Source organism: Arthrobacter sp. BGA-UO-ETr-C19 (assembly GCF_059568005.1).
The window spans coordinates 286813-310693 of the sequence record NZ_JCAQPC010000023.1 but is presented as its reverse complement, the minus strand read 5'-3'; the positions used below and the strand labels follow the sequence as shown (position 1 = coordinate 310693).

The following is a 23881-nucleotide window of genomic DNA, read 5'->3' as shown; positions in this document are numbered from 1 at the left end:
TCAGCACTCAATTACATTCACAGCGAGGCCTCCTCGAGAGGTTTCCTTGTACTTGGTTTTCATGTCGGCTCCGGTCTCGCGCATGGTCTTGATGGCCTTGTCCAGCGACACCTTGTGGCTGCCGTCCCCGTGCAGGGCCAGCCGCGCGGCGTTGATCGCCTTGACGCTGGCGATCGCGTTCCGCTCGATGCACGGGATCTGCACCAGGCCGCCCACGGGGTCGCAGGTCAGCCCGAGGTTGTGTTCGATCCCCACCTCGGCGGCGTTCTCCACCTGTTCGGGCGTGCCGCCCAGCACCTCGCAGAGCCCGGCCGCGGCCATGGAGCAGGCCGAGCCCACCTCGCCCTGGCAGCCCACCTCCGCACCGGAGATGGAGGCGTTGATCTTGAACAGAATCCCGACGGCGGCCGCCGCCAGCAGGAAGCGCACCACACCGCCGTCGTCCGCTCGCGGAACAAATTTCATGTAGTAGTGCAGGACCGCCGGCACTATTCCGGCCGCCCCGTTGGTGGGGGCGGTGACGATGCGGCCGCCGGCCGCGTTCTCCTCGTTGACGGCCAGCGCGTAGAGGTTCACCCACTCCATGGCGCGGAGCGGGTCCGTGCTGCCGGAGTCCTTGGACAGGGTCTGGAAGAGCGACGGCGCCCGCCGCCTTACGTTCAGCCCGCCGGGAAGGATGCCTTCCGCGGCGCAACCGTTGTCCACGCATTCGCGCATGACGGCCCACAGCTTCAGCAGTTCCTCGCGGAGTTCCGCCTCGCTGCGCCACACCAGTTCGTTGGCGAGCATGACGTCCGAGATGGACATGTTTTCGCGGCTGCAGATCTCCAGGAGCTCGTTGGCCGTGGTGAAGGGGTACGGCAGCGGGGTTTCGTCCGCAATCACCTTGGCGCCGGCGTCGGCATCCCCGTCAACGACGAACCCGCCGCCGATGGAGTAGAAGCTCCGTTCGCTCAGCACCGTGCCCGCGTGGTCCAGGGCGCGGAAGGTCATGCCGTTGGGGTGGGCCGGGAGCGACTTGCGGCGGTGCAGCACCACGTCCTCGTCCCAGTTGAAGTCCACCCGGTGGTCGCCGCCGATCCGGAGTTCGGCGTCGAGGGCGGCGGCTGCCACCTGGTCGTCGGCGGTGGAGGTGTCCACCGTCTCCGGCTCCAGGCCCTGCAGGCCCAGCACCACGGCCTTGTCGGAGCCATGGCCCCGGCCGGTGGCACCAAGGGACCCGAAGAGCTCTGCCTGGACCCGGGTGGTGGCACTCAGCAGTCCACCGCCCTTGAGCCCGTCGGCGAACTGCTTTGCCGCCCGCATCGGGCCGACCGTGTGTGACGACGACGGCCCGATGCCAACGGAAAACAGGTCCAGGGCGCTTAGCGCCATCAGGGCACCTCGGGGGAAGCGAACTCCCTCATGGCATCCAGGAGCCAGCGGCCCAGGTAATCCGCGAACGAAGCACGGGGGAACAGCCGGAAGCTTTCCTCCCCGGTCTTGAACAGGACCACCGGGATGTTGCCGACTTCGGTGTTCAGGGCGGTGCCCGGCTTGAGGGTGCGCGGGTGCAGGTCCAGGGCGCAGCCCTTCTCCAGCACTGCACGGGCCCGGGGGCCGTTCAGCTCGAACGTGGTGCGGTTGGCGGAGAGATCCACCACCTGGCCGGCCGCGTCACCCAGGGCGGACTTGAGGGAGCCGATCAGGTCCCCGCCCAGGGAGTCGTGGGCGTCTTCCGGGGCCACCACCAGGAACTCCTGCGGACCGAGCCACAGGATGCTGACCCGTTCCGTGCCGCGGACCTCGCCGCAGCGCTCCGGCAGGCCGCCAATGACGGAGGCAATCCGGGCTCCGGCCTCGGAGCTGCGGTCCACCCGGATGCCGGCCATGGTCTGGAACGGGCCCTCTTTGAGGGTCACTGTTCCCTGCACGGACCCGGAGTCGAATGCTTCGGCGAGGTGGGAGGCTGGGCTGCGGCGGATTTCCCGGAGTCCATTGATGCCTGTGAAGGCTGCGGTGTTAGCCATCTTTGCGGGTCCCTTCGGGGTCAAAAAGTACGGTTTCTGCCACGACTACGTCGACGAGCTGGTTCCCGGCGGCGGCCACCAGGGTCTCGCCGATCCGGTTGCGGCCGTTCTTGATCAGGGCCAGGCCGAATGAACGGCCGAGCGCGGCGCTGTGGTAGCTGGAGGTCACGAAGCCCTGCATCGGAACCGGGCCGTAGGCGGGGCTGGTGCTGATGCCCTTTTCCACCAGCTGGGTTCCTTCCGGAAGCCTCAGTGAGCCGTCCACCGGCAGGACGCTGACCAGGTGCTTGCGGTCATCGCGCTGCTGGTCCGCCCGGGAGTAGGAGCGCTTGCCGATGAAGTCCTTGGCCTTGGAGACGATCCATTCCATGCCGGCATCCTGCGGGGTGACCGTGCCGTCGGTGTCCTGCCCGACGATCGGGTAGCCCTTCTCGGCGCGCAGCACGTGCATGGTCTCGGTGCCGTAGGGGGTGATGTTGAACTCGGCACCTGCCGCGGCCACGGATTCCCAGGTGTTCAGCCCGTACCAGGACGGTACGTTGATTTCGTAGGCCAGTTCACCGGAGAACGAGATCCGGCAGATGCGGGCCTTCACGCCGGACGCGAGGGTGGTTTCGCGGAAGGTCATGAACGGGAACGCCTCGGCGTCGAGGCCGCCGTTGGCGGCCAGTTCCGGGGCGACCTTGGCGATGACGTCGCGGGACTTGGGTCCGACGACGGCGATCGTGCTCCACTGTTCGGTCACCGAGGTGCAGTGCACATCGAGTTCCGGCCATTCGGTCTGCAGCCATTCCTCCAGCCAGTCCAGCACCTTGGCGGCGCCGCCGGTGGTGGTGGTCATGAAGTAGGTTTCGTCGTCCAGGCGCAGGGTCACGCCGTCGTCGAAGATCATGCCGTCCGAGAGGCACATGACGCCGTAGCGGGCGGAACCCGGGGCCAGCTTCTTGAACGCGTTGGTGTAGATCCGGTTCAGGAACTCACCGGCGTCCTTGCCACGGATTTCGATCTTGCCGAGGGTGGTGGCGTCCATGAAACCCACGGAGTCGCGGACGGCGGCGCACTCGCGGAGCACAGCCTCGTCCATGTCCTCCCCGTTCTGCGGGTAGTACCACGGACGTTTCCACTGCCCGACGTCCTCGAACAGTGCGCCCTGGGCAACGTGCCACGGCTGGATCGAGGTGACCCGGGCGGGATCGAACAGCTCGCCGCGCTGGCGTCCGGCCAGCGCCGCGAAGGCCACCGGGGTGAACGGCGCACGGTAGGTGGTGGTGCCGATGTCGCCGATGCCCCGGGACGCTTCGCCAGCCTGGCGGAGAGCCGCGGCAATGACGCCGATCGCGTTGACGCCTGACGTCTTGCCCTGGTCGTTGGCGGTGCTGATGGAGGTGTAGCGCTTGATGTGCTCCACGGACCGCATACCGGCGCCGGTGGAGCGCAGGACGTCGGCCACGGACTGGTCACGCTGGAAGTCGACGAAGTGGTGGTGCCAGTCGTCGGGGGTTCCTGTCTGGCCGGGGACCAGCCACAGCTGGCGGGTCGGGGCGGACGCCTTGGGTTCCGCCAGGGCGGAGGGCTCGACGGCGGACTCGAAGCCGGCGGCGATCGCAGCTGTTGCTCCGGCCGAGATGCCCTCGGCCAGGCAGTCCGCGAGTTCGAAGCTGCCGCGGCCGGAACCGATGGTCTGCTGGTTCGGAACCACGGTAGCCGGCACGAAGGCCGCCAGGTCCTCGTCCCAGCGCAGCTTGCCCTGGCGTTGCGAGTGCAGGTGCACCAGCGGGCTCCAGCCGCCGGACACTGCCAGCAGGTCGGCGGCGATCTCTTCGATGCCCGAGGTGAGTTCGCCGTCGTCGTTGATGCTGCGGACGGTGACGCCGTTCAGGCGGCCGTCCGGGTCAGCAGCGGTGTTGGCCACCGCACTGCCGATGAGCACCCGGGTGCCGGCTTCGACGGCGGCGGCAGCCACCGGCGTGAGGGCCGGACGGGCGTCGACGACGGCCGCGACCTTGATGCCGGCGGCGCGCAGGTCCGCGGCCAGGGCGTAGGCGCTGTCGTTGGTGGTGCTGATGACCACGCGGGACCCGGCAGCCACCGCGTAGCGGTTCAGGTAGCTGCGGACAGCTGAGGCGAGCATGATGCCCGGGCGGTCGTTGTTCTCGAACACCAGCGGACGCTCGTGGGCGCCGGGGGCCAGGACAACCTGGTTGGCACGGATGTGCCAAATACGCTGGCGGGAGACGCCGGCGGCGGCCGGGCTAGAGAGGTGGTCGGTGCGGTTCTGCACCGCGATGACGTAGTTGGCGTCGTAGGCGCCGAACGCGGTGGTGCGGTTCAGCACCGTGCTTTCGGCGCCCGAGACGAGCTCCGCCTCGACGTCGGCAACCCATTCCAGGGCGGGCTTGCCCTCGATGGTTTCCGCCAGTTCGGAGGCCGTGGAGCCGGACAGCAGCGAGCCGCCGAGTTCGGGCTGGTCGTCCATCAGGATGACGCGGGCGCCGCTGCGGACGGCTTCGCGTGCCGCGGCCAGGCCGGCGGGGCCGCCGCCGATCACGAGGATGTCGGTGTGCACGTACTTCTTGTCGTATTCGGCGCGGTCATCGGCCGGATCCAGCTTGCCCAGGCCGTTCAGCAGGCCGGCCTTCAGTCCGTCCACCAGCGAAACGGTGGTGGCGGGGAGCATGGACTCGGCAACGTCACCAGGGAACCGGGCTTCGATCCGGACCAGGGCGTTGGGCTCTTCCACGCCGGCGGCCAGGATGCCGCGGGCGCGGTCCTCGTACAGCGAGTTGCCGGCGGCGATGCGGCCGTTGGCCAGTAGCGCGGACGCCAGGGTGTCGCCCGGGTGTCCGGTGAATTCCTCGCCGTCCACGGTGAAGCGCCAGGAGATGCTGCGGTCGATGCGGCCGCCGGTGCTGAGGCGCGCGTTCTGGGAGGTCACTTGGTCGCTCCTTCCGGGGCGGTGCTGGGGCTGAGGGGGGTGGTGCTGGCGGCGCCGGTGCTTGCGGTGCCGGTGTCAGCTGCGGGTGGGACGGGCGAGGCGGGCCGCGGCACCCCCATCTGGTAGACGGCCTGGATGTCGTACGTGACCGTGTCGCGGAGCATGTTGAACCACTGCCGGCAGCCGGTGCTGTGCACCCACCGCTCGGCGAAGGTGCCCTTGGTGTTCTCGCGGTAGAACAGGTACTGGGCCCATTCCCGGTCGGTGAGGTCGTTGGGGTTCTCGGGGTAAGGCACGTGGGCCTGGCCGCCGTAGTGGAACTCGGTCTCGTCCCGCGGGCCGCAGTTGGGGCAGGAGATAAGCAGCATGTGCGTCTTCTTCTTTCTTGTGGACCGTGGCTAGTGGGCGACGGCGGCAGCGCCGTGTTCGTCGATCAGGGCACCGGTTTCGAAGCGTTCCAGGGCAAAGGGCCTGTTGAGCTTGTGCGGTGCGCCGGTGGCGATGGTGTGCGCGAAGGTCAGGCCGGCAGCCGGCGTGCCCTTGAAGCCGCCGGTTCCCCAGCCGCAGTTGACGAACATGTTGTCCACCGGGGTGGTGCCCACGATCGGTGAGGCATCCAGGGTGGTGTCAACGATGCCGCCCCAGGTCCGGAGCACGTGTGCCCTGGCAAAGATCGGGAACAGTTCGACGGCGGCCGCCATCTGGTGCTCGATCACGTGGAAGGAGCCGCGCTGGCCGTAGCCGTTGTAGGAGTCGACGCCGGCGCCCATGACCAGCTCGCCCTTGTGTGCCTGGGAGACGTACACGTGGACGTGGTTGGACATGACGACCGTGGGGTGCACAGGTTCGTGCAGTTCGGAGACCAGGGCCTGCAGCGGGTGGGACTGGATGGGGAGCCGGAAGCCGGCCATTTCCGCCAGGACCGAGCTGTGGCCGGCGGCGCAGAGGCCCACCTTCTCGGTGTTGATGGTGCCGCGGTTGGTCTTGACGCCCACCACGCGGTTGCCGTCCTTGACGAAGCCTGTGACTTCGCAGTTCTGGATGATGTCCACGCCCAGCTCGTCACACTTGCGGGCGAAGGCCCAGGCGACGTGGTCGTGCTTGGCGATGCCGGCACGCGGCTGGTAGGTGGCGCCCATGACCGGGTAGCGGATGTCATCGCGGATGTTCAGGATGGGGCAGAGTTCCTTGACCTGCTGCGGGTCCAGCCATTCCGCGTCCACGCCGCTGAGCTTGTTGGCGCCCACGCGGCGGATGCTCTCGCGCACGTCACCCAGGGTGTGGGCCAGGTTCATCACACCGCGCTGGCTGAAGAGGAAGTCGTACTCCAGCTCCTCGGGCAGGATCTCCCACAGCTTCAGGGCGTGCTCGTAGATGGCGGCGCTTTCGTCCCAGAGGTAGTTGGAACGGATGATGGTGGTGTTGCGGGCCATGTTGCCGCCGGCCAGCCAGCCCTTTTCCAGGACGGCGATGTTGGTCATGCCGTGGTTCTTGGCCAGGAAGTACGCGGTGGCCAGGCCGTGCCCGCCGCCGCCGACGATCACAGCATCATAGGAGGGCTTGGGGTCCGGGTTGTGCCACAGGAAATCCGGGTGCTCCGGGAGCTGGTGGGTGCTCACTGGGCTGCTCCAATCATGTCATTTTCAAAGGCGGCAATCTCGGTCGCGCCGCTGAGCTGGGGGTAGAGGGGGAACTGCTCGGCCAGTGCAGTGACACGGGCGCGGAGTTCGACGGCGGTGTCGTCGTCGAGCGTTCCGGTACTTGCGGCGCTGGTCAGCGCCGTGGCGATGATGTCCGCTACCTCAGTGAACTCGGTGGCGCCGAAGCCGCGGGTGGCCAGTGCAGGGGTACCGATCCGGAGGCCGGAGGAAACCATCGGCGGGCGGGGGTCGAAGGGGACGGCGTTGCGGTTTACGGTGATGCCGATCCGGTGCAGCGTGTCCTCGGCCTGCTGGCCGTCCAGCTCGGAATTCCGCAGGTCAACGAGGACCAGGTGGACGTCCGTGCCGCCGTTGACCACGGTGATGCCGGCGGCTTCGACGTCGGGCTGCAGGAAGCGCTCGGCCAGCAGCTTCGCACCCTCCAGGACGCGTTCCTGGCGCTCCTTGAAGCCCTCGGTTGCTGCGAGCTTGAAGGCAACGGCCTTGGCGGCGATGACGTGCTCCAGCGGGCCGCCCTGCTGGCCGGGGAAGACGGCGCTGTTGATCTTCTTGGCGTACTGCTCCTTGGCGAGGATGACTCCGCCGCGGGGACCGCCCAGGGTCTTGTGCGTGGTGGTGGTGACGACGTCGGCGTACGGCACCGGGTTGGGGTGCAAGCCCGCGGCGACGAGGCCGGCGAAGTGGGCCATATCCACCATCAGATAGGCACCGACGAGGTCGGCGATCCGGCGGAACTCGGCGAAGTCGAGCTGGCGGGAGTAGGCGGACCAGCCGGCCACGATGAGCTTGGGCTTGTGCTCCAGGGCCAGGGCCTCCACCTCGGCCATGTCCACCCGGAGGTCGGATTCGCGCACGTGGTACGGGACCACGTTGTAGAGCTTGCCGGAGAAGTTGATCTTCATGCCGTGGGTGAGGTGGCCGCCGTGGGCCAAAGAAAGGCCGAGGATGGTGTCGCCCGGGTTCAGCAGCGCGAACATGGCGGCGGCGTTGGCCTGCGCGCCGGAGTGCGGCTGGACGTTGGCGAACTCGGCGCCGAACAGCGCCTTCACGCGGTCGATGGCCAGCTGCTCAACGACGTCGACGTGCTCGCAGCCGCCGTAGTAACGCTTGCCCGGGTAGCCCTCGGCGTACTTGTTGGTGAGGACCGAACCCTGTGCCTCCATGACCGCCGCAGGAGCGAAGTTCTCCGAAGCGATCATCTCCAGCGTGGACTGCTGGCGGACCAACTCACGGGCGACAGCCTGCTGGATCTCGGGATCGACTGCGGAAAGTCGGTCGTTCAACTGCTCAACCACGAATACTCCTTATGAAATACCACTTTGCTTATGACTGATATATCAGTGTGAGGTCAATGGTATGATTGAGCTCACAACAGAGTCAATAGCTGGAAGCAAAATGGCACTTCGCTTCCGCTTGGAGCCCATGAAGATAAGCAAGGAACGGAGCCTCGCTGTGAATGCTCTTCCCGCCATGCCACCCGCCGAGGACGAAGCACTGTCCCAGGCCGAGGCTGCGTACCGGCAGCTGCGCGACAAGCTGATCATGCTGGACATCCGGCCGGGCGAACCCATCAATGACGGCCAGCTGGCGGCTGAACTCGGCTTCGGGCGCACCCCCGTGCGCGAGGCCATCAAGCGGCTGGAGGTTGACCACCTGGTGGTCTCCTACCCCCGGCGGGGTACATTCGCCACCACCGTGGACTTCACGGAACTGGCCGACGTCTCGGAGATCCGGGAGCTGCTTGAGCCGCTCGCGGCGCGCCGGGCTGCCAAGCGGGCCAACACCGCCATGCGCGAGGAACTGCTGGAGGTCGCCAAGGCCATCTCGGAGCTGGCGCCCACCCCCGCCCAGTCACGGGAGCTCATGCGCTACGACCTCACGGTGCACCGCCTGATCTACCGCGCCGCGGCCAACCCGCACCTCGAGGACACCCTGATCCGCTACGACAACCTCGCCACACGCATCTGGTGCCTGGTCCTGGACAAGGTCCCGTCGGTGAGCGGCCACATCAGCGAGCACGTGGACCTGCTCAAGGCCGTGGCCGAGGGGGATGCGGACAAGGCCGGCGAGCTCGCACTGCACCACGTCACGAGCTTCGAGGAAACCATCCGCAAGGTGCTGTAAACCGCAGCGTCGGATCGCCGTGCGCCTTGTTGGCGGCCGGAGCGCTTGTTGAAGGTCACGGTGGCGGCTATTCTGCCAGAAACGTCCGCCGCCAATGAGGGTGACCGCAGGCCACGTACCTGCCACTTCCAGGCCTGACCAGCGTTTCGAAAGAGGCACGCCGTGTCCGTTTCCCCCGCCCCCGCGTCCCGGCGTCGTCTGCTTCTAATTCTCCTTGCTGCCGTGGTGGTGGCTCTGGCGGGTGTGGCCATCGCCGTTTCTGCGCTCGCACCCCGGACGGACCAGCAGGCCGCCACGGCTCCCCCTTCCCCTGCCTCTGCGGCCGCCTCCACCGACGCGCCGAGCTCCGCGCCCCCGGCCTCCGCTTCCCCCACTGAGGAAGCGGCGAAGCCGGCGGCCGCGGAGCTCTTGGACGAGGCCAACACGGTGTGCGAAATGCGCGTGACGGAGAAGTACCCCACCGCTGAGGTCCAGCCCGGCACCAAGTCCGCCAAGGCGAAGAACGGCAGCTTCGAAACCACCGGCTCATACACTGACCCGACGGCCGGCAAGGCCGCGCCCACGCAATTCCAGTGCTCCTCTGTCAATTCCAGCGGAACCTGGACCGTAAACCTGGACCGGGGCTAGGACCTGCAGCCGGGCTAGAGGTTCAGCGGCTGCCGGAGGCTCGGCGCTGTCCTGGCATTCAGCAGGAGGTTGGTGATGCCCAGCATCTCCTCAGTGGCCCGCAGCAGTGAATAGTGGCTGTAGGCGCCTGTTACCACGGTCCCCGGAATGACGGATGGCGCCACCACGAAGTTGGGGATGGGCGTGTCCTCGTCATACAGAACCACGACGGCGGTCCGTCCCGCCTGGTAGCTTTGGCTCGCCAGGATCACCGGCAGCCACCTCGAAAGCCACGTGTCGCCGGTGGTGATGCTGCAGTCGTGTGTGTCATTGCAGACATTCGGGGTGATCAGCGAGAAGCTGGGAAGCGTGTTGTTCGTCAGGTCGTTGAACAGGTTCCCGGACGTCGTGGTTCCGAGCGAGACGTTGTTCGTTGCGCATGCAGCCCTGTCGCCCGGCCCCTGGTAGTACGCTTCCGGATTATGCCGCACCGCGTAAAGACCGGAATTGGTCAGCCTGCAGTTTGACGGCATGTCTTCCTGGTAACTCTTCTGGGTCCGTCCGAGCGCCCGGACCTGGCGGAAGAGATTGTCCGCGGTAATGGCGGGAAGACTGCCCGGGCTGCTGTCCGACGTCACACCCTGGTTGCTCCCGGAGGTCAGGGCGATGTAGTTCGGCAGAGACGGGAACGCGGACCCGGCGTCGCTCCAGTTGGTCATGCTGGCGCACTTTTGAGCCGTCTGCGTCATGTACGGCGCACTTGGGCTGCCGATGACCTGGGAGTACCTCTTGTTCTCGAAAATGATCCAGACGACGTGGTCATAGGTCGCCGGCGGCGCGGCTGCCGTTCCGCACGGTGAGCCCGGCGGAGGCGGCGGCGGAGGCGGAGGCGTGGAGCCTGTGGTGAGCACCAGCTGCGGGCGGCGGGTGGCGTCGCCGAATTCCTTCGAGTTGTAGATAACTCCATCGGAGTTCGTGCTGCTGATGCGCAGGGAGTACGTTCCGTCGCCCTTGACAAGGCTGAAGACATCCACTTCCACCCAGGTGCCGGTGCTGACGGCTCCCAGCGATGCGATGTTCGTGCTGCTTGCGGCAGGCGCGTTCGACCAGGTCACGGAACCCTCAGCCCAGCTGTTGTCCGGCACGTGCCGGAACTGTCCGCCGGAGGGCGAGGGATCCGCGACGAAGAGCCGCAGCTTCGCGGCTGTGACCGTGCCTCCCGTTCCGGTGACAACGAATTTCAGGAACGACATCTCCACGGGACTGTTGTCGGCTTTCAAGCCGGTTGCCGTGCCGTAATTGGTGCCTGGTGTCGCGCTCTTCACGACCGCGTCGGCCGACGGTCCGAGGGTAATTGTGGCCGCCCGGGCAGGAACGGAAGTTAAAGAGAAAGTGGCCGTGAGCAACAATGCTACAGCCACAGAAAATGGTCGAAGATGAGTATTCTTCGAACAGTGACGACTATGCTGCAGATTGCCCCGCGGGACCACGGAGCTTAATTGGAGTTTCATGAGAAAATTCCCATCTTGACTAAAGCATTGGCCATCTGCGCCGTGAGGGCGGCGGCGGCTCACCCCCTGCAGCAGGGTTGATGCGGGGATGAACAATAGGCTCTGGCTGCAAATAATGTTTGGATGTCGCCCCGGGCCTGCCCAGGAACCTCGGCGGGCAAGGGCTTCCACGTCCCTGACTGGCTGGACGGAGCGTTGCCTTTTGCCGGTGGCCTAATTATAGGAAGCCTATATATGTAAGGCTGTACGCACTCTTGCGTATGGCATTCATGAATTCGTTGCTTGCGGACAATCAGTCAGCAAGTTCTGCAAAGCAATTATCATGAATTGTCATCCAACTATCCAAAATGGAAACCGCTGAGCCGTGACCGTAATTGCTAGAATGCTAGCGTGGCGTGCAATGAAGCATTATACCGGGAGTGGCTGGAATTTGTCGGGCAATTCATGCAGCACCCATTTGCGGCACACACCAGTCCGGAGGAGGAAATCTCGAAGCGGCTCGCGGCTTCGTTCAACGCCGCCTGCTGCAGCCGCAGCAGCGTGGGGCCGGACTGGGTTGACCGCATGGAGGGCTGCTGGCCCGGCGATTACCTTCCCAAACTGCCGCCGGACCCGCGCGTTCCCGATGCCACCTGGCAGCCACTGCTGCGCTGGTACGCCGTATCCGGGCTTTCCGCTCCCCAGTCGCTTGCCCGGGTTCCCAGCCAGGTGGCGGACTGGCGCATGCAATCCGAATGGCAGGACCTTGCCCGGCCCATGGGAATCAACTACCAACTGGCCGTCCCCCTGCTCCTCGATGGTCCGGTTCATCGCGCCTACCTGCTGGCGAGGCCTGACCGCGAGTTCGACGACAGCGAGCTCACCCTGGCCACGGCACTTCAACCGATATTGACAGGCCTGTACTGGCAGCTCGCCTGGGCCTCGGAGGACAAGTCAGCTGACGGGCCCGGGCTGACCCAGCGGGAACTCGCCATCCTGGGGCTGCTCGGCCAAGGGCTGACCGCCACGTCGCTGGGCCATCACTTCAACATCTCGCCGCGGACAGCCCAGAAGCACCTCGAACACATCTACCGCAAGCTTGACGTGGGCGACCGCCTGATGGCCGTTCAAAAGGCCGCCCGGTTGGGTCTGCTGGACCAGGCGTTGGCGGTGCTAACAAACGGCAGGATGTGAGGCAGGGATCCCCATGATGCGACGGGATGTGAGGAAGGGGATCCAGGTGAGGCGACGGGATGTGAGGAAGCGTCGCAGGTGAGGCGACGGGATGTGAGGAAGCGTCGCAGGTGAGGCGACGGGATGTGAGGAAGCGTCGCAGGTGAGGCGACGGGATGTGAGGAAGCGTCGCAGGTGAGACGACGGGATGTGAGGAAGCGTTTGAGGGGAACGGGGAATCCCCCGGGACCTTCCCGGGGGATTCCTCGTTCTGGGTGAATTCAGGTCATGCGTGGATTTAGGTCATCTGTGAATTCAGGGCTGGCGGTGCCTGCAGCCTGTGGACTGGTTTCTAGTGGCCGCCGCCTCCGATCACGCCTTTCTCGACGGCCTTCGTGACGGCGTCGGCTTCGGCCTGGGTCAGGGTGCCGTCCTTGACGGCCGTGTCCAGCTTGGTCTTCAGCGCGGCGGCCCGCTCCGCCTGGGCCGCAGTGCGGATTTCCGTCAGGGCCGCGGTGACCTTCGACTCCTCGACACCGAGTGCCGTCGCCAGGGACTTGGCCATCGCCGCATCCTGGGCGGCACGGTCAGGCTTGGTGCCCTCGGCCGGAGCCGTCGTCGGCTTGTTGGCCTCGCGGAACGCCTGGATTGCCTCGGTCACCTTCGCTTCGTCAACACCCAGCTTGGTGGCAAGGTCCGCCGCGATCTGGCCGCGGTCACCACCCTTGTGGCCCCGGAAGCCGTCGGTCGATGCGCTATTGTCTGTCGACGTGCTCGACGTTGCACTGGGGCTCGGGGTGGTGGCGGCTGAGGCCATCCCGGTAACCCCCAGGCCGGCGCCCAGCGCCAGGGCGCCGGCAGTGATGCCGAGGGTGATTCTCTTGGTTCGTGACATGGTGTCTCCTTGATCGGCCGTGCGATACGGCTTTGAACGGAAGGGCATCTGTCCTAGCCCCTCACTCAAAGATCCGGCAGCAGCTTAGGGCGCCGCTGTTCGGAAACTGTCAGGAGGCTGTGAACCCTGCTGCCCTACGGAAATTTTCAACCAATGAAATCCGCGCATACTTCGGCCACCTGATCCGCCAAGCTTGTCCAAACGACGTCCCCGCGGCGATGCCGAAGAAAGAAGGAAGCAATGACCCTCAGCGTCGAGGAAATGAACAAGCAGCTGCCGGTTGCAAATGCGTTGCCCGGCGAAGCCGTGCCCTACTACATGGCGTCCGGCGAGGGTGCCCGCTACGAGATCGACGGGCAACTGGTTACCGTGATCGCCCGCGCCGCGGACACCGGCGGCATCTTCAGCGCCGCCTACATTTCCGGCGCCATGGGAGCAGAATCCCCCTTCGTCACGCACAGGATCGAGCACAAGACCCTCTACGTGTTTGACGGCATCCTCCATGTCTGGCTCCCCGGCGACAGCCGCATCCTGACGCCGGGCGATTCCGTGGTGATTCCGCCGGGAACGCCGCACGCCTACCGGATGGCCAGCCACTACACGCGCTTCCTGAACTGGATGACCCCCGGCGGCGCCGAGGCCTACTACGAGCGTGTTGGCACCCCCATCGATTCACACGTCCCGCCCGTGCACGCCGGGCATCGGCTGAGTTCCCGGGAAGCAGCAGATGTCGGCGCCGAATTCGGCATCTCCTTTCCGGACTTGGAGCGGGTGGCACCGTCGCTGCAGCAGAATACCGGGCTGCCTGCCACGCTGAGCCCCTACTTCCTCAGTGCCGGCGAAGGGGAACGCATGGTCAGCTACCAGACCATGTTCACGTACCTCTCCCGGCCGGAGAACACGGGGTCGAACTACTTTGCCGTCCACACCAAGGGCGCCAAGTCCCCGTATATCCCGCTGCACTTCCACTCCGAGCACACGGAGAACTTCCTCTGCACGGAAGGCCGCATGTGGCTCTATGCCAACGGCCGGGAGGTGCTGCTCACCAAGGGCGACTTCCTGCACGCCCCGGCGGGCACCGTCCACTCCTTCGCGTTCGACTCCCACAACACCCAGATGGTGGGCTTCCTGACGCCGTCGGTCTTCAACGGCTTCTTCGAATACTTCAACAAGCCCACCGACGACTACATGTACACGGAGGGCGGCGAGCCCTACATGGACATGGAGGGCTTCGGCCGCGCGCAGGCGGAGATGGACCTCACCGTCGTCGGCCCGCCGCCCCAGCGCCGCGCGGCCCTGGACATCTGAGGCTCCGAACAGCAACGCGGGGTCACTTCCCGCCCAATATGGTGAGGTTATTGGGCTGGAAGTGACCCCGCGTTGCGGTATTTAAGGGGTCAGGAACCCTGTGATTGCCGCACCAGCGCGCGGCCGTAGTCGTTGCCGTTGGGGGTGCGGAGCACGGTGTGCATGTGGAACGGGGCAGGGGCGTCGTTGTTGAGGAACACACCCGTGTGGTGATCCAGTTCCAGAACCACCACGGGGCTCTGGATCCGGAAGTAGAAGGCGTCCTCGCCCTGCCAGCCGCCGATCCAGGAGAACCGCGTTTCGCCGTAGTGCTCCTGGATTTCCCGCATCCGCGCGGCGCGGGGGCCGGCGGGGAGGCAGGCAACGAAGTCCTCCACGAGCCTGTCCAGCAGCGCCAGTGATTCGGGCGGCATGGAGCTGGCCAGGATGCCCTCGTAGGGGATCACCCGGTTGTCCTGGAAGCAGCCCGCCAGGTGGCGTTCGTCGCCGGGATGCAGCCGGCCCTCGGGCATCGCCGGGTCCTCCATGGCGGCGAAGGACAGTGCCTCCTGCCGCAGCGGATCAGGCAGCGACGCCATCAGGCCACGGGCCAGGCTGATGCGCTCCTTGAACACCTTCACCCCCTGGTGCGGGCCGGCGTCGATGACGTCCGGCTCGGCACCGAGGAACATCGGCGACAGGACCAGCTGGGTTCCGGCCACGAGGCAGTTCAGCGCCAGGTGATGGCCGAACAGCTGCCAGCCCCACGGCCCGGTTTCCGACGGTTCCCCGTAGAGGGCGAAGTTGTAGCTGTATTCGTTCATGAGTTCCGGCAGTTCCACCAGCTCGCCGAGGAAGGCGTTGATCCGCATCAGGTTCCGCGCCAGCGCGTACCCTTCCGGACTCAGGCTGGCCTCCACGACGGCGAGCGCGGCATCGCGCACGGCCGGGTCCAGGTCCTCGAGGCGCAGCCCTGTATCGTGCTGCATGAATTCCGGGTTCGCCCAGCTCTGCCATTCGTGGGCATCCACGGCGTAGCTCAGGCGGTCCCGCTGTTCCGCGGAGGCGGTGGCGAGCAGCTTGCCCGCGGCGGCCACCATCTCCGCCGTCGGCGCTTCCTCCCCGGGCCTCGCCTCGCTGAGGCTGAACAGCCCGGGGCGGATGACGCCGTCGTTCGTTACACCAACGAAAGGCTCCGGGTACAGCTTCTGCCAGCCCTCGATCATGGGGCCGGCAAAGGAGTCGGTCTTGGCCTCCTCGGCATAGGAGCGCGCGTCCAGTCCGCGCAACCGCGCCACGCGCGGGTGGTCGGGCGCGTACAGGAAATCACGAAACGACGGCGCCGGCATTGGTGCCCTCCTTCAGTTGTTCGAATGGGTTGCTGACGCCCCAGCCGGCCGCGACGGCCAGGGCTCCGGCGGCCGCCTCCGCGGAGGACCCGCGCCAGGCGATGTGCTGGTCCTGCCGGACGAGGACGGCATCGGCCGCCCACAGTTCCGCCATTGGCGTCCCGGCCTCGGATGGCCCGACGGCGGTGACGGTCACCGGGATGCCGTGGCTGGCACCCGCAGCGATGACGGGCGCGTACGCACGTTCCGCCGCGTTACCGGCGAGTGCCTCGCTGTCCACGAGCAGCGAAAATCCTGGTCCGAGGACGTCGTAGAGGGAGGTGCGCCCCTCCAGCCAGGCGTGCGGCAACAGGGCACCGGGGCTGGCCGAAGGTACGTAGCGGATCGGGTCCTCGGCCGGCACCGGAGCCCCGTCGGGGACCACCAGCGGGGACTCTGAGTAGCTGTACCCGAGGACCAGGCCAAGCGAATCGAACTCGCTCTGCTTGACGGCAAGCGCGTCGTGGGCGCCGGCCCGTGCGGCCTCACCTTCAACCCCGGCCGCCGTCAGCGCCGGGTCGGCGAAGTGGTAGGCGAGGGCCTTGCCGTTGGCCGCGGCGTCGCGGATGGTCCGGTCTGCAACGGGCCGGCGCTCCAGCCCGTAGCTCTCCAGCAGCTGCGGCCCCGCCCAGCCTTCGAAGGCGGCCGCGATTTTCCAGGCCAGGTTGGCGGCGTCGCCGATGCAGGTGTTGAAACCGTGGCCGCCCCACGGCGGGTTCTGGTGCGCCGCGTCCCCCACCAGGAAGACGCTGTCCGTGCCATAGGACGGGGCAAGGAGCATGCGGGCGGTCCAGGGGTCCGTCGCGATCACGTCAACGTCGATGTCCGCCCCCACCAGGGAGCGCACCAGGGCGGCCGGATCAAGCTCCGGTGCTCCGCAGACGTCTTGGCTGGCGACGCCCTGGACGATGGCCCACCAGGTCTCGTCCAGGTCCATCCGGCCCACCATGCCGGCCGCGCCGGGACCCAGCACCCAGTACTGCACGGCGGGGTCCAGCGTGATGGTGGCGGCGAGGTCGCGGGAGCGGAAGAGGATGCTGATGTTGGACAGGGAAGCGGATTCCCCCTCGAGCCGGAGACCCAGGCCGCGGCGGACCGTGGAGGAGCCGCCGTCGGCCCCGGCCAGGAAGGCGCAGTCGACGGCGGTGCGGCGCCCGGATTCGTCGGCAACGGTCACGCGCTGCCCGCCGTCGGGGAGGGCAGCGAAGCTGTCCACCCGCAGCCCCGTCACGAGGCTGGCGTTGGCCGACTCCGCCACGGCTTCCCGGAGCACCGCCTCCAGCACCGGCTGCGGCACCTGCTGGCCGCACTCGGGCTGCGGACCGTAGCGGCCAGCCGCGAGCTGGAACGCATTGGGGAAGCGCCTGATCTCGGCGCCGGTTAGCGCAGAACAGAAGATCACGTCCTGCGCGAAATCCACGGGCAGCGGCGCCGCGTTCCGGAGCGCGTCGGCGAGGCCGAGCCTGCGCAAATGCGTCATGGTGCGGGCGTTGGTGGTCTTGGCGCGCGGCCGGTCCGGGTCGAGCAGGGTGCGGGGCTCAATGACCGTGCTGCGGATGCCCCGGCTGGCCAGGTCAAGGGCGAGGAACAGCCCGCTGGGCCCGCCCCCGGAAATCAGGACCGGTGTTTCGGCCGGCACGTCCTGGAGCCCGGCGTAATTGACGGCGGTCATCAGGCCCTCGCCCGGAGGGACGGTTCGCCGACGGGAGTAACCAGGGTGCCCAGCCGCTCGATCTCGACCTCAACGGTGTCCCCCGGCTGCAGCAGCCACTGCGGCATGCGCGCATACCCGACGCCTTCGGGGGTGCCGGTGGCGATCACGTCGCCGGGGTGGAGCGTGAACGTCTGGCTGATCAGCGAGATGATGGCCGGCACGGAAAAGATCATGTCCCGCGTATTGCCGTGCTGGACCTCGGTGCCGTTGACACGGGTCCTGACCTCCAGGCCGTCGCGCAGGTCGCCCACTTCGTCCCGGCTGACCAGCGGTCCCAGCGGGCCAGTGAAGTCGCCGTTCTTGCCGAGGGTCCACTGCGTCGTGAGCTTCTGGGCGCGCCGGGCCGTGATGTCGTTGAAGGTGGAGTAGCCGAAGACGGCCTCCGCGGCCTGGTCCTCGGTCACAGACTCCGCGCGCTTGCCGATGTACGCGGCCACTTCGCCTTCCCAGTCCAGGCCTGCCTCGCCGCCAGGCACCGGGACGGGGACGTGGCCCACCGAAAGGGAAGCCGTCCAGCGCCCAAACAGGGTGGGGTAGGCAGGCAGCTCCTGGTCCTTGTAGCTGCCTTCCGCCGCGTGCGCCTTGTAATTGAGGCCGACGCAGATGACCCGGGCCGACGCCGGAACCAGGGGAACTTCAATGACGGTACTGCGCTCGATTGAACCGTGCTCGACTGAACCGTGCTCGAGCGGAAGTGAACCGGCGCCCGCAACGAGCGACTGCGCCTTCTCCTGCCACCCGTCGGGGTCGGCCCAAAAATCCGTCGCCGGAGCCAGCGGAAACACCCTGACACCGTCGGGACCAGTGCCGCCGGAACCGGTGCCGGTCAGGGCAGCTGCCCAGGTGTCGCCGTCGTGATTAATGCCTATGTACTGCATGGAGGGGCCTTTCAGGTTCGCCCGGGGCGGGTGTCGGTCAAAAGGGCACAGCAAATAGAGCCCCGTGCGGGCGGCGCCTGCCCGGGGGTCATGCCAAGCGGGATGCTGCGGAAAACTCAGGGGATGCCGGACTGCCGGCGGAAGAAACTGACGGTGGCGGCCAGTGCCTTCTCCGCCGCGGCGGGGCCGCCGTCGGGAAGGGACCACATGTGGTCCGCGCCGTCGAGGAGAAGAAGTTCGACGTCGGCGCCTGCCTTTTCGAGTTCCGTCGCCAGGGTTTCGGACTGGGCGGCCGGGACGAAGCGGTCGGCTGTGCCGTGGACCAGGAGGAAGGGCGGGGCGCCGGGACGGATATAGCTGACGGGGCTCGCGGCCGTCGCCTTCTCAGGTTCCTCCGCCAGGACTGCGCCAATGAGCTGTTCCTCCCGGGAGCCCGGGTCGCTGGCTCGCGCGACGGCGTTGGGCAGGGCCTGCTCCCCCATGCGGTTCAGGTCAGTCGGCGGGTACCAGGCCGCCACTGCAGCGACGGGGGTGTCGCCGCCGATCAGGCCCACCAGGCTCGCCAGGTGGCCGCCGGCCGAGTCGCCCCAGGCGAAGATCCGGTTGGGGTCAACGCCGTAGTCGGCTGCGTGGTTCCGCAGCCAGCGGACCGCAGCCTGGGCGTCGTGCAGCTGGGCGGGATAGACGGCTTCCGTGCTCAGCCGGTAGTCTGCCGAGGCGACGACGAAGCCGGCTTCGGCGAGGACCTCGAACGGGGTGGGCCCGAAGCCGTCCGTCACCGGCCCTAATGATGACCGTGTTCCGGCCCGCCAGCCGCCGCCATGGAAGTGAACGATTGCCGGCCGGGTCCCGGAACCGCCTCCGGCAAACTCCGGGAGGTACAGGTCCAGGAGCAGCGGACGGCCGGCGGGGCCACCCGTGCGGGCGAACTCCACGCCTTTGAGCACGCGGCCTTCCGTCATCATCGACTCCTTTGCTGCATCTGCCGGTTCCTCTTCGGCCCGGCCTGTCCCCTACGGGGCTTGTCCTTCTAAGACTGTCGGATCGGGAGCAGGGCCTGTAGCGCCCATTTCAATCATTGAAACGGCTTTGCCGACTCCAGCTCCACGGCCAGAAAGGACAGGCCCCGCCGCACCAGGCCGAGGGCGGCCGAGTGGTTGAGGTAGGCATGGAACGCCCCTTCCTCCAGCCGGTAACTGACTTCCACGTCCGCCGCCCGCAGGCCTTCGACGAAGGCCTCCGCAGAGAACCGGAGGGAGTCGTATCCGCAGGCGAGCACAGCGGCCGGCGGCAGTCCCGCCGGGTCGGCGGGCCCGGGCATGGCGTAGGAGGAGGCCATGGCCAGGGGTCCGCCGATGTAGTTCTCCACCATGTCCCGGCAGTCCTCGTCGGTGAACCGGAGAAACGGCGGCAACTGGCCGGTGGAGGACTGGTCATGTGGCGGTTCAGCCGGCAACTCACCCGGGAGTTCACCGTGCAGGAACGGGTACGCGAGTACGAGTTTGGCCGGCAGCTGCAGGCCCGCATCCATCAGGTAGAGTGCCGCCCCCACCGCCAGGTTTCCGCCGACGCTGGCACCGCCCAGGCAGATCCGCGCAGGGTCCGCGCCGAGTTCCAGGGCGTGTTCCCTGGTCCAGAACCATGCCGCCAGCACGTCCTCGTGCGGTACCGGGAAGTGGACGCCGCCGAGGGCCAGGCGGTAGCCGACGCTGACCACCACGCCGCCGCTTCGGGCCGCGACTTCCCGCCCGAGCTGGTCCGATTCGCGCATGTCCAGGTCACCGGCCGCGAAGTTACCGCCGTGCATCCAGACCAAGGCGGGGGAACCGCCGTCGCCGGTCCCGCCGCCGGAAGCTGCCGGCAGCCCGTCCTCCGGGCGTGCGCCGTAGATCCGGACCGGCACCGGGCCGTTGGGTCCGGGTACCTCCAGGTGGCGGACCGCTACGTCCGGCGGGATGTACGGCAGCAGGCCGCCGCAAAAGGCGTCGAGTCGCTCCCGCCCGCCGGGCCCGGCCAGCAGCTCCGGGACCGACACCACGCCGGCCAGGTGGTGCAGAAGCCCGGCCAGCTCCGGATCCAGGGTCATGGCAGGGCCGACAGCTGCGGGATCCCCGCGGTTCCCGCAAACGCACCGGGTTCACAGCTGAAGGAGTGCGTCCCGGACCCGGCCTCCACCGCCTCCGAGCCGTCCGGCAGGTACACCGAGGCGGTGCAGCCGGCGGGGACCGTTAGGGACAGGACGAAGGTGCCGCCGCGGTGCTCCCAGCGCACGGCCGCCTCGCCATAGGGGGTCTCGTGCCGGGCGGCGGCCCAGGTCAGACCGCCGCCGGGCAGCGGCCGGACCAGCAGTGTCCGGCTGGCCAGACCGGCGGGGGCAAGGCCCGCGACGGTGCGGTGCATCCAGTCGGCCACGGCGCCGAGCGCGTAGTGGTTGAAGGACGTCATGTCGCCGGGGTTGATGGTGCCGTCCGGGAGCATGGAATCCCAGCGTTCCCAGATGGTGGTGGCGCCCATCGTGACCGGATACAGCCAGGACGGGCACTCGGTCTGCAGCAGCAGGCGGTAGGCCGCCTCCACCTGGCCTTCGTCGCTCAGCGCGTCGGTGACCAGCGGTGTCCCCACGAAGCCGGTGGCGATCCGGTAGCCGTCAGCGGCCACGGTTTCGGCCAGCCGTTCCCCTGCTGCCGGGTGCTCCTCGGGTTCGAGCAGCCCGAAGCGCAGCGCCAGCGCGTAGGAGGTCTGCGTGGCAGGTCGGAGCTGGCCGTCGTCGGCGATGTAGTGCTTGCGGAACACGGCACGCGCCCGGCGGGAAAGTTCGCGCAGGCGGAGTGACTCGCTGTCCTCCCCCAGCAGGGCTGCGGCCTGCGACGCGGTCGCCGCCGAGTACGCCAGGTAGGCCTGCGCCACCAGCTGCCAGGGGGTCATGGCGGCACCGGGATCGTTCGGCGGCGCGGCCGGGTCCAGCCAGTCGCCGAACTGGAATCCGTGTTCGAAGCGCAGCTCCGGCCCGGCGGCGTCTGCCGCCGCGGCCAGCCATGCCGCCATTCCGGGCAGTTGCCGGCGCAGGAATTCCCGGTCTCCCGTCTGTTGGTAGAGCACCCAGGGGACCAGCACTGCGGCGTCACCCCAGGCGGCCATCACGGGGCGGGTGGGGAACGGCGGCTTGTCGAAGGTCACTTCCGGGACCACCAGCGGCGGCGGCCCGTCAGTTCCCTGCTCGGCGGCCAGGTCCTTCAGCCAGGACGCGGTGAAGCCGGGGATCCGGTAGAGGAACGACGCGGTGGAGGCAAAGACCTGGAAGTCCCCCGTCCAGCCGAGCCGCTCGTTGCGCTGCGGGCAGTCGGTGGGCACGTCCACGAAGTTGCCGCGCATGCCCCACACCACGTTGGAGTGCAGCTGGTTCAGCATGGGCTCGGAGCACTCGAAGAAGCCGGTGCGCTTGAGCTCGGAATGAACGACGACGGCGGTGAAGGCTTCGGGGGTCAGCTCACCCGGCCAGCCGCCCACCTCGACGTAGCGGAAGCCGTGGACGGTGAATTCGGGACTGTACTGCTCGTCTGCGCCGGATTCACGCACGCCGGTCCCGCGCAGGATGTAGGTGTCCGTCTGCCTGGCAACGCGGAGCGGGCGCACGCCGAGTTCGCCGTGTTCCAGCACCTCGGCGTGCCGCAGCACCACCTCGGTCCCGGCCTCGCCGCGCACCCGGATCCGGACGTGTCCCACGAGGTTCTGGCCGAAGTCGAGGATCGTCTTGCCGGACGGCGTGGTCAGCACTTGCCGGACGGGCAGCTCTTCGGTGGCGCGGACCGGCGGACCGTCCGGTGCCACCAGGAGGGCGGCGTCGAAGTCTTCGGCAACAACGGGCTCCAGTTCCCTGCCGCCTCCGGCCCAGCCCGCATCGGCTAGCCGTGCGTCGTACGTTTCGCCGTTGTACAGGTCTGCGGAGAGCACGGGCCCGCGGCCCGCCAGCCACGATTCGTCCGTGCTGATGACCCTGACCCGGCCGCCGGCGTCTACGATTTCCAGCTGGCCGATCACCGCCGTGCGGTTTCCGTATTTGTTGCGCTTCTCCTGGAAGCCGAGGTTGCCGCGCCACCAGCCGTCGGCCACCTCGAAGCCGATCACGTTGGTGCCCGGCTGCAGGTAGTCCGCGACGTCGTAGGTCTGGTAGCGCAGGCGGTGGTGGTAGCTGGTCCAGCCCGGCGCGAGGAGTTCGTTGCCCACGCGGCGGCCGTTGATCGTGGCCACGTAGATGCCGTGGGCACTCGCGTACAGGCGGGCTGACGCCACCCCGCCGTCCAGCTTGAAGGTGGTGCTGAGGCGGGACGCGGGCTCATCGGAGGTGCTCTCTTCGTCCCAGGACGGACGGATCATGGCGGCCTGCCAGTCCCCGGTGTCCAGAAGCCCGGCCTCGACCCAGGCGACGGGGCTCCATTCGGAGGGTCCGCCGTCGTCATTTCCCCAGACCCGGACCCGGACCGCGGCCCGCCCGCGGCTGGCCAGAGGGTGCGCCGGCCAGGGCTGCAGGAGCTGTTCCGCGGAGTCGACGCGCCCGTAGCTGGCCAGGCTGTCTGCGTCCGGGCCGACTTCCAGTTCGTACGCCGTCTGCACCCAGCCCGGGGCGTCGGCGCGGACCTGCCAGGACAGCCGGGGCCGGTCCTCGCCGATGCCGAAGGGCTCCTCGTGGTGTTCGAAGCGGAGGGCGGAAGGGGTGGTCATCGGGGTGGCTCCTGGAGTGGTTGTCATGGCTTGGTGAATTCCGTCCTGAAGAAGGAGACGGCGGTTTCGAGGATGCGGTCCAGCTGGTCCTCGGCGAAGAAGAAGCAGTGGTCGCCGCCCTCGACAGTGATGAGTTCCTGCTCGACGCCGGCCACGGCGAGGGCATCGGCGAGGAGTTCACTCTGCGACAGCGGGACCAGGCCGTCGCTGTCGCCGTGGATCAGCAGGAACGGCGGAGCGTCTGCGGTGACGTAAGCCAGCGGGCTGGCGGCATCCAGCAGGGCCGGATCGTGCGAATTGCCCACCAGCATGGGGCCGGGTTCCAGCGACACGCCGTCCGGCACGGCTGCCAGCAGGGCACCGCTCATGAAGCTGGTGGTCGCTTCCATTGGCGGCATCCGGGTCAGTGAGGACACACCGTAGAAGTCGACGACGGCGCTCACGGCGCTTGGGTGCCCCTGCGCGCCGAGGCCGCCCTCGAGGTCCGCCCGGCCGCCGGTCAGGCCCAGCAGCGCCGCAAGATGGCCGCCGGCGGACTCGCCCCAGGCGCCGATGCGTTCCGGATCGATGCCCAGTATGCCGGCGTGCTGCCGGAGATAGCGGACGGCGGCCTTGATGTCGTGAAGCTGGGCGGGGAACGGCGCCTCCAGCGCGTGCCGGTAGTCCACCGTGGCGCAGGCGATGCCTGCCTCATTCAGGAGCCGGAACACCGAGTCGGGCTGGAACGTGGGCGGCAGTTCGCGGCGGTCGCCGAGCTGGAACGCCCCGCCGTGGATCCACACCACCACCGGGACCGGGCCGCCGTCGGGATTGCGCGGGAGCCAGATGTCCATGGAAAGCCGGCGGAAGCCGACGGCGATCGCATAGTTGAGTTCGCGGTGCACCAGCGAGTGCCTGGAGACTTCCTCGGACGTGCCCGGCGTCTGGAACGCGGGGAACGGCGGCGGGGTGGGGACGCGGCGGGTAATTACCTGTTCAGACGGCACTGTTTCCGGGGTCACT

Annotated in this window: 19 protein-coding genes; 4 read left to right on the top strand and 15 right to left on the bottom strand. The window is 67.8% G+C overall.

Going from position 1 to position 23881, the window contains the following annotated elements:
• Genes AC57BR_RS17520 through glyA form a run of 6 tightly spaced genes read right to left on the bottom strand, consistent with a single transcriptional unit; the run spans position 1 to position 7900 of the window.
• Complete coding sequence (locus AC57BR_RS17520) at positions 1-1374, bottom strand: L-serine ammonia-lyase (protein ID WP_496362813.1); 1374 nt, start codon at positions 1372-1374, stop codon at positions 1-3.
• On the bottom strand, positions 1374-2009 hold the full coding sequence (locus AC57BR_RS17515; RefSeq protein WP_496362811.1) for a sarcosine oxidase subunit gamma: 636 nt from the start codon (positions 2007-2009) through the stop codon (positions 1374-1376). The genes AC57BR_RS17520 and AC57BR_RS17515 overlap by 1 nt, the downstream gene beginning before the upstream one ends.
• Complete coding sequence (locus AC57BR_RS17510) at positions 2002-4944, bottom strand: sarcosine oxidase subunit alpha family protein (RefSeq protein WP_496362809.1); 2943 nt, start codon at positions 4942-4944, stop codon at positions 2002-2004. The genes AC57BR_RS17515 and AC57BR_RS17510 overlap by 8 nt, the downstream gene beginning before the upstream one ends.
• On the bottom strand, positions 4941-5312 hold the full coding sequence (locus AC57BR_RS17505) for a sarcosine oxidase subunit delta (RefSeq protein WP_496362808.1): 372 nt from the start codon (positions 5310-5312) through the stop codon (positions 4941-4943). The genes AC57BR_RS17510 and AC57BR_RS17505 overlap by 4 nt, the downstream gene beginning before the upstream one ends.
• Before the next feature lie 30 nt (positions 5313-5342).
• Positions 5343-6563: a sarcosine oxidase subunit beta family protein gene (locus tag AC57BR_RS17500; RefSeq protein ID WP_496362806.1), complete on the bottom strand. Its 1221-nt coding sequence runs from the start codon at positions 6561-6563 to the stop codon at positions 5343-5345.
• On the bottom strand, positions 6560-7900 hold the full coding sequence (gene glyA, locus AC57BR_RS17495; RefSeq protein ID WP_496362804.1) for a serine hydroxymethyltransferase: 1341 nt from the start codon (positions 7898-7900) through the stop codon (positions 6560-6562). The genes AC57BR_RS17500 and glyA overlap by 4 nt, the downstream gene beginning before the upstream one ends.
• Before the next feature lie 157 nt (positions 7901-8057).
• Between glyA and AC57BR_RS17490 the strand changes: the two genes are divergently transcribed.
• Both AC57BR_RS17490 and AC57BR_RS17485 read left to right on the top strand, forming a co-directional pair.
• Positions 8058-8729, top strand: a complete 672-nt coding sequence (locus AC57BR_RS17490; protein ID WP_496363347.1) for a GntR family transcriptional regulator — start codon at positions 8058-8060, stop codon at positions 8727-8729.
• Between the two features lie 162 nt (positions 8730-8891).
• Positions 8892-9356, top strand: a complete 465-nt coding sequence (locus AC57BR_RS17485; protein ID WP_496362802.1) for a hypothetical protein — start codon at positions 8892-8894, stop codon at positions 9354-9356.
• 14 nt (positions 9357-9370) lie between these two features.
• Here the strand turns inward: AC57BR_RS17485 and AC57BR_RS17480 are convergent, their stop codons facing one another.
• Positions 9371-10846, bottom strand: a complete 1476-nt coding sequence (locus tag AC57BR_RS17480; RefSeq protein ID WP_496362800.1) for a CBM96 family carbohydrate-binding protein — start codon at positions 10844-10846, stop codon at positions 9371-9373.
• A 444-nt stretch (positions 10847-11290) separates the two neighbouring features.
• On the opposite strand from AC57BR_RS17480, the gene AC57BR_RS17475 reads away from it, so the two are divergent.
• Positions 11291-12019 carry a helix-turn-helix transcriptional regulator gene (locus AC57BR_RS17475; protein ID WP_496362798.1) on the top strand — a complete coding sequence of 243 codons (729 nt, stop codon included), beginning with the start codon at positions 11291-11293 and terminating at the stop codon, positions 12017-12019.
• Positions 12020-12350: 331 nt separating this feature from the next.
• On the opposite strand, the gene AC57BR_RS17470 is transcribed toward AC57BR_RS17475, so the two are convergent.
• Positions 12351-12893 carry a hypothetical protein gene (locus tag AC57BR_RS17470; protein ID WP_496362796.1) on the bottom strand — a complete coding sequence of 181 codons (543 nt, stop codon included), beginning with the start codon at positions 12891-12893 and terminating at the stop codon, positions 12351-12353.
• A 240-nt stretch (positions 12894-13133) separates the two neighbouring features.
• Here AC57BR_RS17470 and AC57BR_RS17465 point away from each other — a divergent pair, with 240 nt between their 5' ends.
• Entirely contained in the window at positions 13134-14201 is a 1068-nt protein-coding gene (locus tag AC57BR_RS17465; protein WP_496362794.1) for a quercetin 2,3-dioxygenase, read from the top strand.
• An 89-nt stretch (positions 14202-14290) separates the two neighbouring features.
• Here the strand turns inward: AC57BR_RS17465 and AC57BR_RS17460 are convergent, their stop codons facing one another.
• The 7 genes from AC57BR_RS17460 to AC57BR_RS17430 all read right to left on the bottom strand — a co-directional run bounded on the left by AC57BR_RS17460 (position 14291) and on the right by AC57BR_RS17430 (position 23880).
• Complete coding sequence (locus tag AC57BR_RS17460; RefSeq protein WP_496362792.1) at positions 14291-15529, bottom strand: DUF3500 domain-containing protein; 1239 nt, start codon at positions 15527-15529, stop codon at positions 14291-14293.
• Positions 15507-17240: an FAD-dependent monooxygenase gene (locus tag AC57BR_RS17455; RefSeq protein ID WP_496362790.1), complete on the bottom strand. Its 1734-nt coding sequence runs from the start codon at positions 17238-17240 to the stop codon at positions 15507-15509. The genes AC57BR_RS17460 and AC57BR_RS17455 overlap by 23 nt, the downstream gene beginning before the upstream one ends.
• On the bottom strand, positions 17240-18160 hold the full coding sequence (locus tag AC57BR_RS17450) for a fumarylacetoacetate hydrolase family protein (protein WP_496362788.1): 921 nt from the start codon (positions 18158-18160) through the stop codon (positions 17240-17242). Before AC57BR_RS17450 ends, AC57BR_RS17455 begins: the two co-directional genes overlap by 1 nt.
• A 116-nt stretch (positions 18161-18276) precedes the next feature.
• Positions 18277-19122, bottom strand: coding sequence for an alpha/beta hydrolase fold domain-containing protein (locus AC57BR_RS17445; RefSeq protein ID WP_496362786.1), 846 nt, complete (start codon positions 19120-19122; stop codon positions 18277-18279).
• A 113-nt stretch (positions 19123-19235) separates the two neighbouring features.
• A complete protein-coding gene (locus AC57BR_RS17440) occupies positions 19236-20246 on the bottom strand; it encodes an alpha/beta hydrolase fold domain-containing protein (RefSeq protein ID WP_496362784.1) in 1011 nt (336 codons plus the stop codon).
• Positions 20243-22879 (bottom strand): glycoside hydrolase family 78 protein, encoded by a 2637-nt coding sequence (locus AC57BR_RS17435; RefSeq protein WP_496362782.1) that lies wholly within the window; start codon positions 22877-22879, stop codon positions 20243-20245. The genes AC57BR_RS17440 and AC57BR_RS17435 overlap by 4 nt, the downstream gene beginning before the upstream one ends.
• 23 nt (positions 22880-22902) lie before the next feature.
• Positions 22903-23880 carry an alpha/beta hydrolase fold domain-containing protein gene (locus tag AC57BR_RS17430; protein ID WP_496362780.1) on the bottom strand — a complete coding sequence of 326 codons (978 nt, stop codon included), beginning with the start codon at positions 23878-23880 and terminating at the stop codon, positions 22903-22905.
• Position 23881: the final 1 nt, after the last annotated feature.

What these genes read in the sequence shown, in the direction of transcription:
- AC57BR_RS17520 (WP_496362813.1), bottom strand. Translation starts at nt 1,374, where the DNA reads ATGGCGCTAAGCGCCCTGGACCTGTTTTCCGTTGGCATCGGGCCGTCG.
- AC57BR_RS17515 (WP_496362811.1), bottom strand. Translation starts at nt 2,009, where the DNA reads ATGGCTAACACCGCAGCCTTCACAGGCATCAATGGACTCCGGGAAATC.
- AC57BR_RS17505 (WP_496362808.1), bottom strand. Translation starts at nt 5,312, where the DNA reads ATGCTGCTTATCTCCTGCCCCAACTGCGGCCCGCGGGACGAGACCGAG.
- AC57BR_RS17480 (WP_496362800.1), bottom strand. Translation starts at nt 10,846, where the DNA reads ATGAAACTCCAATTAAGCTCCGTGGTCCCGCGGGGCAATCTGCAGCAT.
- AC57BR_RS17475 (WP_496362798.1), top strand. Translation starts at nt 11,291, where the DNA reads ATGCAGCACCCATTTGCGGCACACACCAGTCCGGAGGAGGAAATCTCG.
- AC57BR_RS17470 (WP_496362796.1), bottom strand. Translation starts at nt 12,893, where the DNA reads ATGTCACGAACCAAGAGAATCACCCTCGGCATCACTGCCGGCGCCCTG.
- AC57BR_RS17465 (WP_496362794.1), top strand. Translation starts at nt 13,134, where the DNA reads ATGACCCTCAGCGTCGAGGAAATGAACAAGCAGCTGCCGGTTGCAAAT.
- AC57BR_RS17460 (WP_496362792.1), bottom strand. Translation starts at nt 15,529, where the DNA reads ATGCCGGCGCCGTCGTTTCGTGATTTCCTGTACGCGCCCGACCACCCG.
- AC57BR_RS17455 (WP_496362790.1), bottom strand. Translation starts at nt 17,240, where the DNA reads ATGACCGCCGTCAATTACGCCGGGCTCCAGGACGTGCCGGCCGAAACA.
- AC57BR_RS17450 (WP_496362788.1), bottom strand. Translation starts at nt 18,160, where the DNA reads ATGCAGTACATAGGCATTAATCACGACGGCGACACCTGGGCAGCTGCC.
- AC57BR_RS17445 (WP_496362786.1), bottom strand. Translation starts at nt 19,122, where the DNA reads ATGACGGAAGGCCGCGTGCTCAAAGGCGTGGAGTTCGCCCGCACGGGT.
- AC57BR_RS17440 (WP_496362784.1), bottom strand. Translation starts at nt 20,246, where the DNA reads ATGACCCTGGATCCGGAGCTGGCCGGGCTTCTGCACCACCTGGCCGGC.
- AC57BR_RS17435 (WP_496362782.1), bottom strand. Translation starts at nt 22,879, where the DNA reads ATGACCACCCCTTCCGCCCTCCGCTTCGAACACCACGAGGAGCCCTTC.